The organism is Pyrolobus fumarii 1A, assembly GCF_000223395.1.
GTDB lineage: Archaea > Thermoproteota > Thermoprotei_A > Sulfolobales > Pyrodictiaceae > Pyrolobus > Pyrolobus fumarii.
In genome coordinates, this window is record NC_015931.1 from 696,293 (window position 1) to 710,910 (window position 14,618).

Genomic DNA, 14,618 nt, shown 5'->3' on the forward strand with positions numbered 1-14,618 from the left:
GTGAGGACTGTCTACCGGGAGGGTATGAAAGTATCAAAGCTTGTACAAGACTATATCAGCAGCACTCCACACGATCATATGATCGCACACGATGTCGTCAAGGTTGCTCTTATACACGTGGCGATACTAGCCGAGCACAACCTGCTGGACAAGAGCAACGCATGCAAACTCGCCAATGCACTCCAAGGCCTCTTGAAGAAGCCAGAGCAACTATTAGAGGCCATGAAGGGATACGAGGATATACACGAAGCTCTCGAGGCCGTATTGGAGGACAAGGCTGGTAGAGAGGCTGCTAGGAGCTTCCCGCTCGGCCGAAGCAGGAACGATCATGTTGCGGCAGCACTCCGCCTATGGACCGCGAGGATGCTCACACAGATACACTGTGAGGGTGTAGAGCTGGCAAAGACTATATTGAAGAAGGCTGAAGAGTGGCTTGACACCCTCTTCCCGATTCACACTCATTTCCAGCCTGCCCAGGTGGGCACAGCTGGACACTGGATACACTCCTACCTAGAGCCAATCCTAGACGCACTCAGCCTTATCGAGACCGTGTTTAACATCGCCTGGAAGTCCCCGCTAGGCTCGGGTCCAGGCGCTGGCACCACACTCCCTATTGACAGGCGCCGCTATCCTCAACCACCCGTACTTAACACGCTATACGCGACAGGCTCGAGACTCTTCGCGAACGCCGCTATAGCAGCCGTAGCCGTGCTTATGATCGAGCTTTCAAGACTAGCCGCTGACGTAGTGCTCCTAAGTCATCCGTCGATAAGGGTGCTCGTGCCTCCGGAGCACCACGTCTCAACTAGTAGCGCGATGCCACACAAGAGGAATCCCGTTAGTGCCGAGATAGCGCGGGCTAGAGCTGCTAGGGTCGCTGGTCTACTGGCCGCTGCTCTCGGTGTTAATCACGGCCTGCCTCACGGGTATAACCTTGATCTTCAGGAGGAGAACCCGGTGTTGTACCAGGCTCTGACCGAGACTCTTGAGACCTTGAGGGTGTTCAGGGATCTCGTGGAGGGTTTGGAGGTTGATGGCAACGCTGTCAGGAGGATGATTGAGGGTGGCGCAGTCCTCACTAGCCTTGAGGAGGCTGAGAGGCTCGCAGTGAACAGTGGCACGCCGTTCCGCGACGCCTACATGATGGTTGCGGACATGGTGCGTCGCAGCGAGGGAAGCCTTAAACCCCTTGAGCCGCAAGAGCTGTACAAGCTAAGGGTGTCGTTGGGAGCGGCTGGAGAAGGTTTACAAGAGGCGCTGAGAGAATCGCAAAACCTCCTTAACCAGAGAGCATCTGCATGCACCCGCCTTGTACGCCTCCTCGACGAGCTTGATGCATGGATAGAGTCTAGGGTGAAGGAGCTATGCCGGTAGTGAAGCCGCCACGTTGCAAGCGGAGGCTTAGGGCTAGGCTACTTCTGGAAGACGGGACGCGCATCGAGGGCTGTGGGTTCGGCGCTACTGGTGTACGTGTGGGCGAGGTAGTGTTCACCACCAATATGGTTGGTTATCCAGAGGCTCTCACGGATCCAAGCTTCCGTGGCCAGATACTGGTCTATACGCATCCTATGGTGGGCAACTATGGCGTGCCAGACCCGAGGATAAAGGTGCATGGTATACCTGCGCACTACGAATCTGACCGTATACAGGTGGAGGGGTTCATCGTAACTGAGGAGACTGTGCCGCACCACTGGGCTTCTGTGAAGACACTACACGAGTGGCTCCGTGAGAGCAACGTACCGGGTATGAGCAGGGTCGACACCAGAGCTCTAGTCAAGAGGCTACGTGAGAAGGGTGTAATGATGGGCGTTCTAGCCGTATACGAGGAGGGAGAAGAGCCAGATTGGGAGGAGCTAAGAGAGGTGTTGGAGAAGAGCCCACGTTACGACGATATTAGGTATGCAGAGCTTGTGTCACCTACCGAGCCTATCACGCACAAACCCGAGGGTATAGAGGCGAAGTATCACGTCGCGATGCTTGACTGTGGAGTCAAATATGGCATACTGAGGAACCTGCTCTCGAGAGGCTTCCAGGTAACAAGATACCCGTGCAACACGCCACCAGAGAAGCTAGTTGATGGGTATGATGGCGTCGTGCTGAGCAATGGGCCAGGAAACCCCGCGTTACTAGAGAAGCAGATAGAGATAGTACGTGGCCTCCTTGAGTATCGCGTACCTATCCTTGCGATATGTCTGGGTAACCAGCTGTTGGCTCTAGCACATGGAGCCAAGATATTCAAGCTGAAGTATGGCCATCGCGGTCCTAACAAGCCCGTAGTTGACGTTACAACGGGCCATTGCTACATAACAACGCAGAACCACGGCTACGCCATTGACGCCAAGAGCTTGGAGGGTACAGGCCTACACGTGTGGTTCATAAACCCGGATGACAAGACGGTCGAAGGCTTACGCCACGAGAAGCTCCCAATCGTGTCAACCCAGTTCCACCCCGAGGCCAGCCCAGGCCCATGGGATACCACGTGGGTTTTCGAGCTATACTCGAAAGTTATAGAGAACAGTAGGGGGTGAATCGTGTTGCCCAGGAGGATTGATGTTAGGAAGGTGCTTGTGATAGGCTCGGGTAGTATCAAAATAGCCGAGGCAGCCGAGTTTGACTACAGCGGTAGCCAAGCGCTCAAAGCGCTAAGAGAGGAGGGCATCGAGACTATACTGGTCAACCCGAATGTTGCAACGATACAGACTAGCTACGAGATGGCCGACAAAGTGTACCTTATCCCCTTGAAGCCGGAGTTCGTCGAGAAGGTTATCGAGAGGGAGACTCCGGATGGTATACTCCTCGGTTTCGGCGGCCAGACTGCTCTTAGCCTCGGCGTGACGCTCTACAAGAGAGGTGTGCTACGCAAGTATGGCGTGAAGGTTCTTGGGACGCCCGTAGAGGGGATAGAACGCGCGTTATCGAGGAGCAAGTTCCGCAAAACGATGATAGAAGCTGGGCTTCCAGTTCCGCCGAGCAACGCAGCCCGTAGTGTTGAGGAGGCGCTCGAAATAGCAGAGGCTATCGGCTACCCTGTGATAGTCCGCGTTAGTTTCAACCTTGGCGGTGGCGGCAGTTTCGTGGCATGGAGGAGAGAGGAGCTTGAGCTATGGCTCAGGAGGGCCTTTGCCCAGAGCGAGATTGGCGAGGTTCTAGTGGAGAAGTATCTCCACCACTGGAAGGAGGTCGAGTTTGAGGTTGTGAGAGACGCCTATGGCAACGCAGCTGCGATAGCATGTATGGAGAATATTGACCCGATGGGCGTTCACACTGGAGAGTCCATCGTCGTCGCACCATGCCAGACGCTGACCGACCGCGAGTACCAGCTGCTACGCGTAGCATCAATACGCGTTGCAGAGTCTATCAGCCTTATAGGCGAGGGTAACGTCCAGCTAGCCCTAAACCCGAAGGGCGAGGAGTACTACATAATCGAGACAAACCCAAGAATGTCGAGGAGCAGCGCGCTCGCAAGCAAGGCGACAGGCTACCCTCTAGCGTATATCGCTGCTAAGCTGGCGCTTGGATACAAGCTCCACGAGATACTCAACAAGGTTACTATGAGAACTTGTGCCTGCTTCGAACCGAGCCTCGATTATGTCGTGGTAAAAGTTCCCAGATGGGATCTTGAGAAGTTTGAGGGCGTCGAGAAGAGTATTGGCAGCGAGATGAAGAGCATCGGCGAAGTCATGGCCATAGGCAGGAGCTACATTGAGGCGCTCCAGAAGGCGATAAGGATGCTCGACATTGGTGAGCCTGGATTAACGGGAGGGCCATTCTGGAGAGAAGAGCACACACTTGAAGAGGTTCTCGAGAAGCTCAAGAGGAGGGAACCTTACTGGCCACTATGGGTTGCGAAAGCATTCCGCCTCGGTGCTAGCGTAGAGCAGGTCTATGAGCTCACAGGAATCGACCCATACTTCCTCTACCCGATAAGAGACGTGGTCGAGCTTACACTCGAGATAGAGAAGATGGGTAGAAAGGTACTCGAGAATAAGACGATACTTGAGGAGGCCAAGCTTCTCGGCTTTAGTGACGAGCAGATAGCGAGGCTCGCCGGCGTAACTGAGGATGATGTCCGCAAGGCGAGAAAGGAGATAGACGTGACTCCCGTTGTGAAGCAGATTGATACGCTTGCAGCCGAGTGGCCAGCCGAGACGAACTACCTTTACATGACCTACTGGGGGACGGAAGACGACATCAGTTTTAAATCAAAGAAGCCCAAGATAGTTGTGATAGGCGCTGGCGTATTCCGCATAGGAGTCAGCGTAGAGTTTGACTGGGCGGTTGTCAACTTCGCGCTCGCCACGCGAAGAAGAGGTTACGAGGTGATTGTGGTCAACTACAACCCGGAGACCGTCTCAACAGACTGGGATATGAACGAGAAGCTGTACTTCGAGGAGTTGACGCTCGAGAGGCTACTAGACATAAACGACAAGGAGAAGCCGATGGGCTTCGTAGCGTTCGCCGGCGGCCAGATTGCGAACAAACTAGCTTTCAAGCTAGAAGCTAGAGGCGTGAAGCTGCTAGGCACACGCGGAGAGAGTGTAGATAGGGCCGAGAACAGGGAGAAGTTCAGTAAGCTTCTCGACAAGTTGGGTATAAAGCAGCCCCCGTGGGTTTCAGCCTCAAACCTGCAGGAGGCGATCCGCTTCGCCGAGCAGATTGGTTACCCTGTACTCGTTCGCCCGAGTTACGTGCTAAGCGGCTCTGCGATGAAGGTAGCGTGGAGTAAGGAGGAGCTGATAGAATACATCGAGAGAGCTACTAGAATATCGCCAGAGTACCCCGTTGTCGTCTCCAAGTTCTACAGTGGCGCTCTAGAGGCTGAGGTAGACGCTGTTAGCGACGGCAAACGCATAGTGCTAACGCCCATAGAGCATGTGGAGCCTGCTGGCGTGCACAGCGGCGATTCGACAATGAGCATACCGCCATTCTCGCTTCCAGAGCGCGTTATTGACAGGATGGCTGAGATAGCTTACCAGCTAGCTCAGGAGCTAGAGATACGCGGACCCTTCAACATACAGTTCCTAGTCCACGACAACAACGTGTACGTGATAGAGTTGAACCTCCGTACATCCCGCTCAATGCCCTTCGTGAGCAAGGTCACTGGCGTTAACTACATGGAGCTTGCCGCTCAAGCAGTCCTGGACGGCAAGCTCGGCATTGACAGCGAGCTTACTGTGCTTAGGCCGAAAGCCTGGGGTGTAAAGTCGCCACAGTTCTCATGGGCCAGGCTGAGAGGCGCCTATCCACACCTAGGCCCAGAGATGAGGAGCACCGGAGAGGTAGCCGCACTCGGTTGGAGCTTCGAAGAGGCTCTACTGAAGAGCTGGTTGGCTGTCCACGGCAACCGGCTACCAAGGAACAACGAGGCTGTTCTGGTGTACGACCCGACGGGCAGGGAGAAGGTTAGGTTGAGACGAGCAGCCGAGCTGGTCGAGGACGCCGGGTTCACAGTATTCACTGTCGAGGGTATGGAGGTTGACGGCTTTGAAGCGCTGCCAGCCGAGAGAGTAGAGCAGCTAGAGACCTCTGGTAGAATAGGCCTGGTCATGACGACTGGTTACGCGCCCCACAAGGATTATAGGATAAGGAGGCTAGCTGCCGACCTCAATATACCCCTGGTGCTCGATGCCAGACTTGCCGAGAAGCTTGCAGAGTCCATACTCTGGCATACGCGTGGCGGCATCCTCGAGGTACGTGAGCTAAAGGAGTACTGGGGTGAGCGCAGGTGACGCGCGTAGCTCTAGCCTACGACTATCTGAGGCAGGAGGAGAAGCTCGTCATAGAGGCTCTTAGAGAGGTGGGCCTAGAGGTCAAAATGCTACCAGTGACGGAGAAGCCATTCCATATAGGCGGCGAGCCTGACATCGACCTAGTAGTGGTCAGGACTACCAGTATGTTCAACGGGTTGTATACCGCCGCAGCCTACGAGTCTATGGGCATTCGGAGCATAAACCAGTCTAGAACCATACTCTACAGCGGCGACAAGGCACTGACATACTCGCTCCTAGCGAGGGCCAAGATACCAACACCTGACACCTACATTGCTCTCGGAAGCCGCGCCGTCTTCGAGGCGGCTAAGCTGCTGGGCTACCCATTGGTAGATAAACCGCCGATAGGAAGCTGGGGCAGACTAGTATCCCTGATATACGACGACTTTAACCTAGTGACTGTTGTGGAGCATAGAGAGGCTCTATGCAACCGACAGATGAGGATACACGTTATGCAAGAGTACGTCGAGACCGGCAATAAGGACATTCGTTGTCTTGTGCTTGGCGGAGAGCTCCTAGGATGCATCTATAGGATAGCGCGCGAGGGCGAGTGGAGAAGTAATGTGGCTCTAGGCGGCCACACAGAGGTTGTAGACGTGACACCGGATCTAGAGAATCTCGTGCTAAGGGCAGCAGCCGTTGTCGAAGGCGACTTCGTCTCAATAGATGTGTTCGAGCACCCGGAGAAAGGCTACGTTGTAAACGAGGTCAACGGGATACCAGAGTTCAAGGGCTTCATGAGAGCAACTGGAGTAAACGTTGCTAGAAAGCTAGCCGAGTACGTCAAGTCTCTGGTAAAGGCATGAGCCGCAACAAGAACAACAATCTAGCATTATCTCCTCGTGGCACGCGTTTCCAGCTTCATTCCTCGTTCTGAGCAAGCAAGTACATGGGCGTCACATCGTGAAGCATGTCGTCAACCAAGTTCATCCCGATATAGCAACTTTGACACACATCCTCCCAGTTTTACTCGGTTTTTAACCATGAGACGTATAGGCACCGAGAGGTGTACAAATACGCATTTTATTGATGCCAAGCTTTGGTACAGCGTGGAGGCGGCTATTATGCACGATGTTGTACTTCTCCGTATCCCCCGCGGAATTCTCGAGAGGCTAGAAAAAGAGTCTAGAAAAGCAGGTTTAACTCCTGAGGAATACATCATCGAGCTTATCCTCAATGACTTGGATCCTCCGGAGAGAGCCCGAGAGTATATCGAAGCGGCTAAGAGTTTTCTAGAAGAAGCTGAGGAGGAGCTACGGAAAGGTAACATGCGGCAAGCTGCTGAGAAGCTTTGGGGTGCCGCAGCACTAGCAATTAAGGCGTACGCCTCCTGGAGAAGTGGCAAGAGACTGACAAGTCACGGAGAGTTATGGGAGTATACCAGGGTTCTCAGGAGGGAGCTAGGCACATGGATTAGTGATGCGTGGGCCCATGCAAATGCCATGCACGTTTGTTTCTATGAGGGGTGGTGTAGCAGGGAGCACATAGAGGACGCGCGTGAGAAGATAGAAAAATTGGTAAGAGCTGTCGAAGGAAGAGTAAAGGCAGAAGGCTAGAAGCCCTTTTGCTACTCCTTAGGGCAAAAATCAAGTTGCCATTGTCAAGAAGACCGAGAGCTTTTAAACACTAATTAAGGTATCAGTGTCAAGTGTGGAAAATTGTTCTCCGTTACATACAATTCGCGTCTTTTAACGTTAGACTTGTTTAAGTGCTGGGCGTTTGTGACCGCGGCACGGGTAGAGCCGTGAGTGGCGCTATCCCAGTGTGTATCATCGGCGCCTCTGGTTACACTGGTGGCGAGTTGCTTCGCCTTCTAGCCATGCACCCCAACGCAGAGGTTGTAATAGCGACGTCAAGAGAGTACGCCGGGAAGCCCATCGGTTACGTACACTTTAACCTCCGGGGCTTCTACAAGGGTTTGCGCTTCTCACCCCTCAATATAGACGAGATCACGGATAAGTGCGAAGCAGTTTTCCTAGCAGTCCCGCATGGTGCCAGTCTCGAACTCGTACCCAAGCTGTACGAGACTGGACTAAAGATACTCGATTTGAGCGCTGACTTCCGCCTGAAGAACCCAGAGGAGTACAAGAGATGGTATGGCAGAGAGCATCCCTACCCGGATCTACTAGAGAAGGCTGTCTACGGTCTACCAGAGCTACACCGTGACGAGATACGCAATGCCAGGTTGGTCGCGGTACCCGGGTGTAACGCCACTGCTGCGATTTTCGCCGCGGCCCCCGTGGTCAAAGAGAAGCTAGTCGACCTGGATCATCTTGTGATAGACGTTAAGGTCGGGAGTAGCGAGGCTGGCTCCAAACCCAGCCCTGGCGACCACCACCCCGAGAGGGAGAATGCAATCAGACCCTATAGTGCGGAGGGCCACCGTCACGTCGCCGAGGTCGAACAGGAGCTTGGCATGCTAGCAGGCCGTGATGTTAGAGTAGCTTTCGTGCCTCATGCGGTCTCAGCGATTAGGGGTGCACTGGCCACACTGCACGCGTGGCTAGCGGATGGCGCTGATGAGATGAAGGTATGGAGAGCGTATGCCGCGATGTACGGCAAGGAGCCTTTCGTCAGGATAGTTAGGACTGGCTTGCTGCGCTACCCGGACCCGAAGTACGTTATAGGAACCAACTTTGTCGATGTTGGGTTCGCCGTTGAGAAGAGGATAGGGAGGATGGCAGGATTCGCAGCTATAGACAACCTTGTGCGTGGCGCGGCGGGACAAGCCGTCCAGAGCTTCAATATAATGATGGGGTTTGACGAGACCCTTGGCCTACTATATCCGCCGTTAAAACCAGCCTAACACGCATCTGGAATCCAACAATTTTACACGTACGTCTCTACTGGTTAGTATACGATTGTGGTATAGTAGCGCGTCTCCGACTCGTCTACACTAGGTGGCCATATTGTCGGAGCCTGGTTACGATCCAGTCAAACTAGCCAAGGACATAGAGCATATCGTCGTCCGCGGCCTGGCCAGGAAGTACTATCGCGTCGCGAGAGCCACCAGGTTCTATGGTGGAAGTGCTGCCGCCGACTGTGTAGGGTGTAACTTGCGTTGCGCATTCTGTTGGAGCGGCGTGCCTCGCGACAAACCAAACGAGGTAGGGAGGTTCTACGAGCCCGAGGAGGTATACGAAGCTCTTGCGCGCACCGCCGAGAAGCATCACTTTCGTTACGTGAGGGTTAGTGGTAACGAGCCAACAATTGGATGGCAGCATCTCATTCGTCTACTCGAATTATTTGAGCAGGACGGCCGCTTCATATTCATACTTGAGACTAACGGGATACTCATAGGGGCCGACCGCTCTAAGGCTCGGGAACTAGCAAAATTTACGATACTTCATGTACGTGTCTCGCTGAAAGGCTGCAATGAGAAACAGTTCCATCGTTTAACGGGGGCAAAACCATCAGCATTCAAACTACAAATACAAGCGTTAAAGAACCTTAGCGACTACAACGTCCCCCATCACCCTGCTGTAATGGCAACATTCTGTAGCCGCGAGTCCCTACTACAGTTAGCGACTAGACTTGCAAGTGAAGTAGGACCTTGGGAGACAGCCAATCTCGAACTGGAGACACTCATACTATACCCTCATGTTGAGAGAAGACTAAAGGAGGCACGTCTCTGGCCACCAGGCCCTATATCCGAGTAACTTATAAACAAGACTCATAGCACATATTCTACGATGACTTATAAGATTGCAAACAATACATATGCTTGCTATCGCTTAACACTACATGATGTATATACGTTATGTCGCGTATGTTATGTCTCAACTAATCTTGCTTATATCTATTTCTTACGTCAACTATTTATCATAGGGTTTATGTAGAGTCGCGAGTGTTACGATACTGGTGCTATAGTGTGAATCTCACTATAAGAGATAACCGTAACAACAATCTTGAGTTTCACGACAATGTTATTAGCGGCAAATCAAAGAGGGACCTCATTCGTATCCTAGACGCCCTCTTATGCGTCTTGATCGAGGAGGGCGAAGTAAGCAAAACTAAGCTCGCCAATCGTGCAAACCTCAACCCATTGTCATTCCAGAAGTATGTATCGTGGCTTGAGAGTATGGGAGCCGCTATAGTGCGCCGCGTCGGCGAGCGCACCACATACATAGCTACACCTCGTGCTCACATACTGCATGCTACACTACACTTATTACATCACATGCTTCATCCTAACACCAATGTGCGAAAGCGATACTTTGACTACCTCTCACTTGTTATCGATGCACTGCAAGAAGCTGGCTTTAAGCCCAAAATAGGATACAGCAATATGACCAATAACATACTGGTTTGCTATGATATCATTGCACAGGGCAATTGTAACCTTGGCATCCTCATTGCACCTCGTAATGACCCTCTTAACATGTTCCGATTGCTAACCATCTTATATTGGAAGATCAATGTTCAACAGTCGAGCGCTAACAAGATTGATAAGTTAATGCTTGTGACCGATGATGAACCACTGCTCCTAGAGGCGGCCAAACTGTTTGAGATACCTGTAGCACGGCCGGAAAGGCATAGTATCATCGATGTCTCGAGGCGTATGTGCTAGTTGGAGAGTTTATGTGACAGCTGCGGCACTTCAACTCCAAGAGGGTGTTTGCTCCCATACCGCGCGAGCACGGCGTGATAGTAAAGAAGTGCCGTGATTGTCTTCGTGTAGCACTACTGTACCCGTCTATTTACCAAGTAGCTGTGGCCAGCCTAGCATACCAGCTGATATACTATATGCTAAATAGTATGGAACATGTTGTAGCAGAGCGTTTTGTGCTACCTAGTTTGGACGAGTTAAGCACTCCTCTCCGTAGTCTTGAGACTGGTGCTCTTCTCAAGCATTTCGATGTTATCATTATACCTGTGTCGTATGAGCTTGACTTGATGTACGCTGTTCACGCGCTTCACGTGTCCGGCGTAGAGCCTTACGCTGAGAAGAGAAGACACCCAGTAATAGTCGTGGGTGGACCGGTACCATCAATGAATCCTGCACCGTTCTATCCACTTGCTGACGTGATTGTGATTGGTGAAGCCGAGCCTACACTACCATTGCTCGTTGAGACGCTCTACACTGATGGCGTAGACGCGCTTAAGGCTTCCGAGGGTTTCTTGACCAGATACACCGTAGAGGCTGGCGAGAAGAGCCGTAGGGTGTACGTTGAGGATCTGGACTCGACTTTCCACCCGATACTGCAGTTCCGTATACCTGGTAGCGGCGAGCCGTGGGGAGAGGCTCTCCTCGTGGAAATCTCGAGAGGTTGCAGGTGGATGTGCAGGTTCTGCATGGAGGCTTTCTTCACACTACCCTGGAGAATTAGGAGCTTCACCAAGATACGCGAGATTATAGAGGAGGGTGTTGAGGTTAACAAGGTTTCTAAAGTTGCTTTCTACTCTTTGAGTTTCTTCGACCACCCGGATGCCGATAGGCTGCTCGAATACCTCGCCGAGAATAAACTAGAGGTTAGCATTGGTAGCTTGCGTGCGGACACCCTTAACCGAGATAGGCTGGAGATGCTCGCCAGACTTGGACAGAGAACGGTAACAATAGCCCCCGAAACCTTCTCGCCACGGCTGAGTTGCGCGATTAACAAGGTGATAGGCCGCAGTACTGTAGAGGAGCTTGTACTAGAAGCCCGTAGGTTGGGACTCCACCCTAAACTATACCTTATGCTGGGGTTGCCGGGCGAGCAAGACGAGGATGTCAAGCACGCTGCTGAGATACTATCTAGGCTCTGGAGGTTATCCGGCGGCTCCATGCGCGTAACTGTTAATCCTCTCGTGCCTAAGCCGTGGACGCCTCTACAGTGGCATCCCTTCATAGACGAGAAGAGGTACGAGGCGAGAGCCAGACTATTACGCCGTGCCGCACGGAACGTTGATATTCTTAGCTACAGGTGGGCGTACGCACAAGCTGTTATAGCGCGTGGGGGTGTAGAAGCTGGTTTAGCGGTCATAGATGCTTCTAGGGAAGCTCCTAGGCTGGGTACCGTACTACGCGCCCTTAGGAAGACAACATGGGGGAGGAAGGTTCTGGAGGGATTTGAGCCTGGAGAAGAGCTACCCTGGGAGAAGCTCGTAGACCCGGGCTACCCTGTGGCCGCTCTAAGGAGGAGCTTTGAGGCAGCACTCTCGTGTCTAGGGCGGGGATAACCAGGTGAGGCTTGAGAGTATCTGGAAGGGTCTCGTGTATGCTGCTGAGGAGATGGGCTCGGTGTTGCGCCGTACAGCGGTAAGCCCCAATATACGCGATCGTCTTGACTTCTCCTGCGCGATTCTGGACCCTGAGGGGAGGTTAGTAGCGCAAGCCGAGCACATCCCTGTCCATCTTGGTGTGCTTGCCTATAGTGGCCCGAGGCTAGTGGAGGAGATACACTCCCACGGGTTCGAAGAGGGTGATGTGTTCGTCTCTAATGACCCATACATGCTGGGCACGCATTTGAACGACGTGACCCTAGTCAAGCCTGTCTTCTACTCGGGTAGGCTCATAGCATGGCTTGCTGTCAAGGCACACCATGTTGATGTTGGCGGGAGGGCACCAGGCAGTATAGGCGGCGCTTCTAGGATTGATGAGGAGGGTGTACTCATACACCTTGAGAGGCTGGTTGAGAGGGGAGTACAACGCTTCGAGCGTTTATCTAGTCTCATTACGGCCTCTCGAACACCAGACGCGCTTAAAATGGATCTCCATGCGCAACTCGCTGCGTTGAAGTGGGGTGAGTCGCTCCTCGCGGGACTCGCAGAAAGGTATGGGGCCGATGCCTTGCTCGATGCCATGCGTTGGAGTCTAGAGTATGTCAAGAGGTATGCTGGACGAGTATTTGGCGGGCTGGAGGGTAGGGCCGAGTTTAGCGATTGGCTTGAGGACGATGAGGGTGCCAAGCGCGTCGAGACTGTACTGGAAGTGTACAAGGGACACGTCCGTGTGTATCTTCGTGGGCCGCGTCAGTTACCGAAGGCTGTGAACGCTACGCTTCCGTCTACTGTTGCTGCTGTCGCGTACACGCTTAAGGCGGTACTCGACCCAGATATGCCGGTCAACTATGGACTGTATGAAAAGCTGAGTGTGAACGCCGAGGAGGGTAGCGTATTCAATGCGGTGCCGCCTGCCCCGGTCTCAGCCTACACGGAGACTGTACAACGCGTCGTTGATCTCGTGCAAGGCGCTCTGGCGGAGCTTGCGCCTGGCCGCGTGCCAGCCGCCTCTGGAGGCTCAATGACTAGCATAGCCATGGGTGGCGAGGGCTGGGCTTTCTACGAGACCATCGGCTGCGGCTCCGGCGCCAGACCCGACAGCGACGGCGTGGACGGCGTGCACGTTAACATGACTAACACTCTAAACACTCCAATCGAGATACTCGAAAACCAATACCCCATTCGCATAGAGGCTTACGAGCTGCGCAACGACTCGTGTGGCCTTGGTAAGTGGCGAGGAGGCCTCGGGATAAGGAGAGTATACCGCGCACTACGCAAGACGACAGTCTCTATTGCAGGGAGCCGCGTCTGGACCAAACCATGGGGGCTAGAAGGCGGAGAGCCAGGCGCACGCGCAGAATACAAGATAATACGCAAGGATGGCCGTGTTGAGCTTCTCCCTCCGCTGGCCGTCGCAAAACTAGAGCCTGGCGACCTGCTGGTAATCGAGACGCCAGGTGGAGGTGGTTACGGGAACCCTTGCGAGAGGAAACGTGAGCATATGGAAGCGGATGTGAGAGAAGGCAAGGTTAGCCTCGAGAGAGTAGAGCTGCTGCAAGCCGAGTGCACCAGACAATGAAGCTATAGCATGAGTACTAGCGCCATATCCTACCGGCTTATAAGACCAAAACTAATGAATTTTAAAATCCCTGGAAAAGAAGGGTGGAAACCACTACTTGACAGCAAGACGAAATAGTAAAGCGTTGGGAAAGGAGCTTAACGTTGAGCTTCTGGTGTACTTCTCCGGCATACCAGCGATAGCTACACCTAAATCAAAAGGAAACGAGGGAGTAATTGACATACTAATCCCGTCTTTGCGATCTTAACGACACTCTTGTAGAAATCCCTAAAGAGTCGTAAACTATTATACTATCCTTTAACATCTGTTTAACTATGTTATCTTCTAACATCTGCTTGGTTACTATTATTATGTCTGCGGGTAACCTTTTGGGTTTCAATCTATAGACTTCCTCCTCAACATCCTCTATTTCTAACTCATCACTCACAACTATCATTACATCATAGTCTCTAGGTTCTCTATTCTCTACACCCACCCTGGCTCTGCCGCCAAATACTATTATCGTTGCTTTCCCTTCCAGTTTCTTAGTGAGCCTCTCCATAAACTCTCTAAACATCCTTGGTCTCTTCTCTAACGCCTCTTTCCTCGCCCTCAAGTATTTTTTCAACAAATCTCCTGATTCTCTCGGCATACTCGATACACCTTATAGCAGTTCTCCGGTTGTAAACCACAAGCCGAGCACCCGGATATCTAGCCATTGTGTAGTGTTTCTCCAGCGCCTCGGCTGTAGAGTAAAGCTCCTCCTCTACCCTATAACCCAGCGACTCGATAGCCTCCAGAAGCTCTACAAGACTGTGGGTGAAAGGGAAGCTACCAACTAGCTTTACCAGCACGGCTTTAAGAGCTAGTTCGGCGAACTGCTGCGCATGGAAACACGCTAACCAGTATCTCTCACGTGATATATCATCCTTAGCCTCCTCGAGAAAAACGTAGGCTTTTTCGAGCCACTCGCGGAAATCGACCACCGGTTACCAGCCGACATATCAGCTACAACGAAAACATACAAAGATTACGAGAGACTTAGCTATCGTTACGTGCCTCTCGCATAGAATGGCTTCCAGACTGAC

Annotated in this window: 12 protein-coding genes; 10 read left to right on the plus strand and 2 right to left on the minus strand. The window is 52.7% G+C overall.

Annotated elements, in window-relative coordinates; all coding sequences use genetic code 11:
- The 10 genes from PYRFU_RS03710 (at position 1) to PYRFU_RS03755 (ending at position 13,551) form a co-directional block, all read left to right on the plus strand.
- On the plus strand, positions 1-1,374 hold the full coding sequence (locus tag PYRFU_RS03710) for a lyase family protein (RefSeq protein ID WP_244403893.1): 1,374 nt from the start codon (positions 1-3) through the stop codon (positions 1,372-1,374).
- A complete protein-coding gene (carA, locus tag PYRFU_RS03715; protein WP_048191523.1) occupies positions 1,365-2,528 on the plus strand; it encodes a glutamine-hydrolyzing carbamoyl-phosphate synthase small subunit in 1,164 nt (387 codons plus the stop codon). The genes PYRFU_RS03710 and carA overlap by 10 nt, the downstream gene beginning before the upstream one ends.
- A 3-nt stretch (positions 2,529-2,531) precedes the next feature.
- On the plus strand, positions 2,532-5,729 hold the full coding sequence (gene carB / locus PYRFU_RS03720; protein WP_014026301.1) for a carbamoyl-phosphate synthase (glutamine-hydrolyzing) large subunit: 3,198 nt from the start codon (positions 2,532-2,534) through the stop codon (positions 5,727-5,729).
- Positions 5,726-6,574 (plus strand): lysine biosynthesis protein LysX, encoded by an 849-nt coding sequence (lysX, locus tag PYRFU_RS03725; RefSeq protein WP_014026302.1) that lies wholly within the window; start codon positions 5,726-5,728, stop codon positions 6,572-6,574. Before carB ends, lysX begins: the two co-directional genes overlap by 4 nt.
- A gap of 258 nt (positions 6,575-6,832) precedes the next feature.
- Positions 6,833-7,324, plus strand: coding sequence for a PaREP1 family protein (locus PYRFU_RS03730; RefSeq protein WP_014026303.1), 492 nt, complete (start codon positions 6,833-6,835; stop codon positions 7,322-7,324).
- A gap of 188 nt (positions 7,325-7,512) precedes the next feature.
- Positions 7,513-8,574 (plus strand): N-acetyl-gamma-glutamyl-phosphate reductase, encoded by a 1,062-nt coding sequence (gene argC / locus PYRFU_RS03735; RefSeq protein WP_048191528.1) that lies wholly within the window; start codon positions 7,513-7,515, stop codon positions 8,572-8,574.
- Positions 8,575-8,668: 94 nt separating this feature from the next.
- Positions 8,669-9,427 carry a radical SAM protein gene (locus PYRFU_RS03740; protein WP_209442502.1) on the plus strand — a complete coding sequence of 253 codons (759 nt, stop codon included), beginning with the start codon at positions 8,669-8,671 and terminating at the stop codon, positions 9,425-9,427.
- Positions 9,428-9,639: 212 nt separating this feature from the next.
- A complete protein-coding gene (locus tag PYRFU_RS03745; protein ID WP_048191529.1) occupies positions 9,640-10,338 on the plus strand; it encodes a hypothetical protein in 699 nt (232 codons plus the stop codon).
- Positions 10,339-10,412: 74 nt separating this feature from the next.
- A complete protein-coding gene (locus PYRFU_RS03750; protein WP_048191531.1) occupies positions 10,413-11,930 on the plus strand; it encodes a B12-binding domain-containing radical SAM protein in 1,518 nt (505 codons plus the stop codon).
- A 4-nt stretch (positions 11,931-11,934) separates the two neighbouring features.
- The gene (locus tag PYRFU_RS03755) at positions 11,935-13,551 is read left to right on the plus strand and encodes a hydantoinase B/oxoprolinase family protein (RefSeq protein ID WP_014026308.1); all 1,617 of its coding nucleotides are present in this window, start codon (positions 11,935-11,937) and stop codon (positions 13,549-13,551) included.
- 223 nt (positions 13,552-13,774) lie between these two features.
- Here PYRFU_RS03755 and PYRFU_RS03760 read toward each other — a convergent pair whose 3' ends face one another.
- A complete protein-coding gene (locus PYRFU_RS03760; protein ID WP_167827826.1) occupies positions 13,775-14,146 on the minus strand; it encodes a nucleotidyltransferase domain-containing protein in 372 nt (123 codons plus the stop codon).
- Entirely contained in the window at positions 14,100-14,516 is a 417-nt protein-coding gene (locus PYRFU_RS03765) for a HEPN domain-containing protein (protein ID WP_014026311.1), read from the minus strand. Before PYRFU_RS03765 ends, PYRFU_RS03760 begins: the two co-directional genes overlap by 47 nt.
- Between the last annotated feature and the right edge of the window lie 102 nt (positions 14,517-14,618).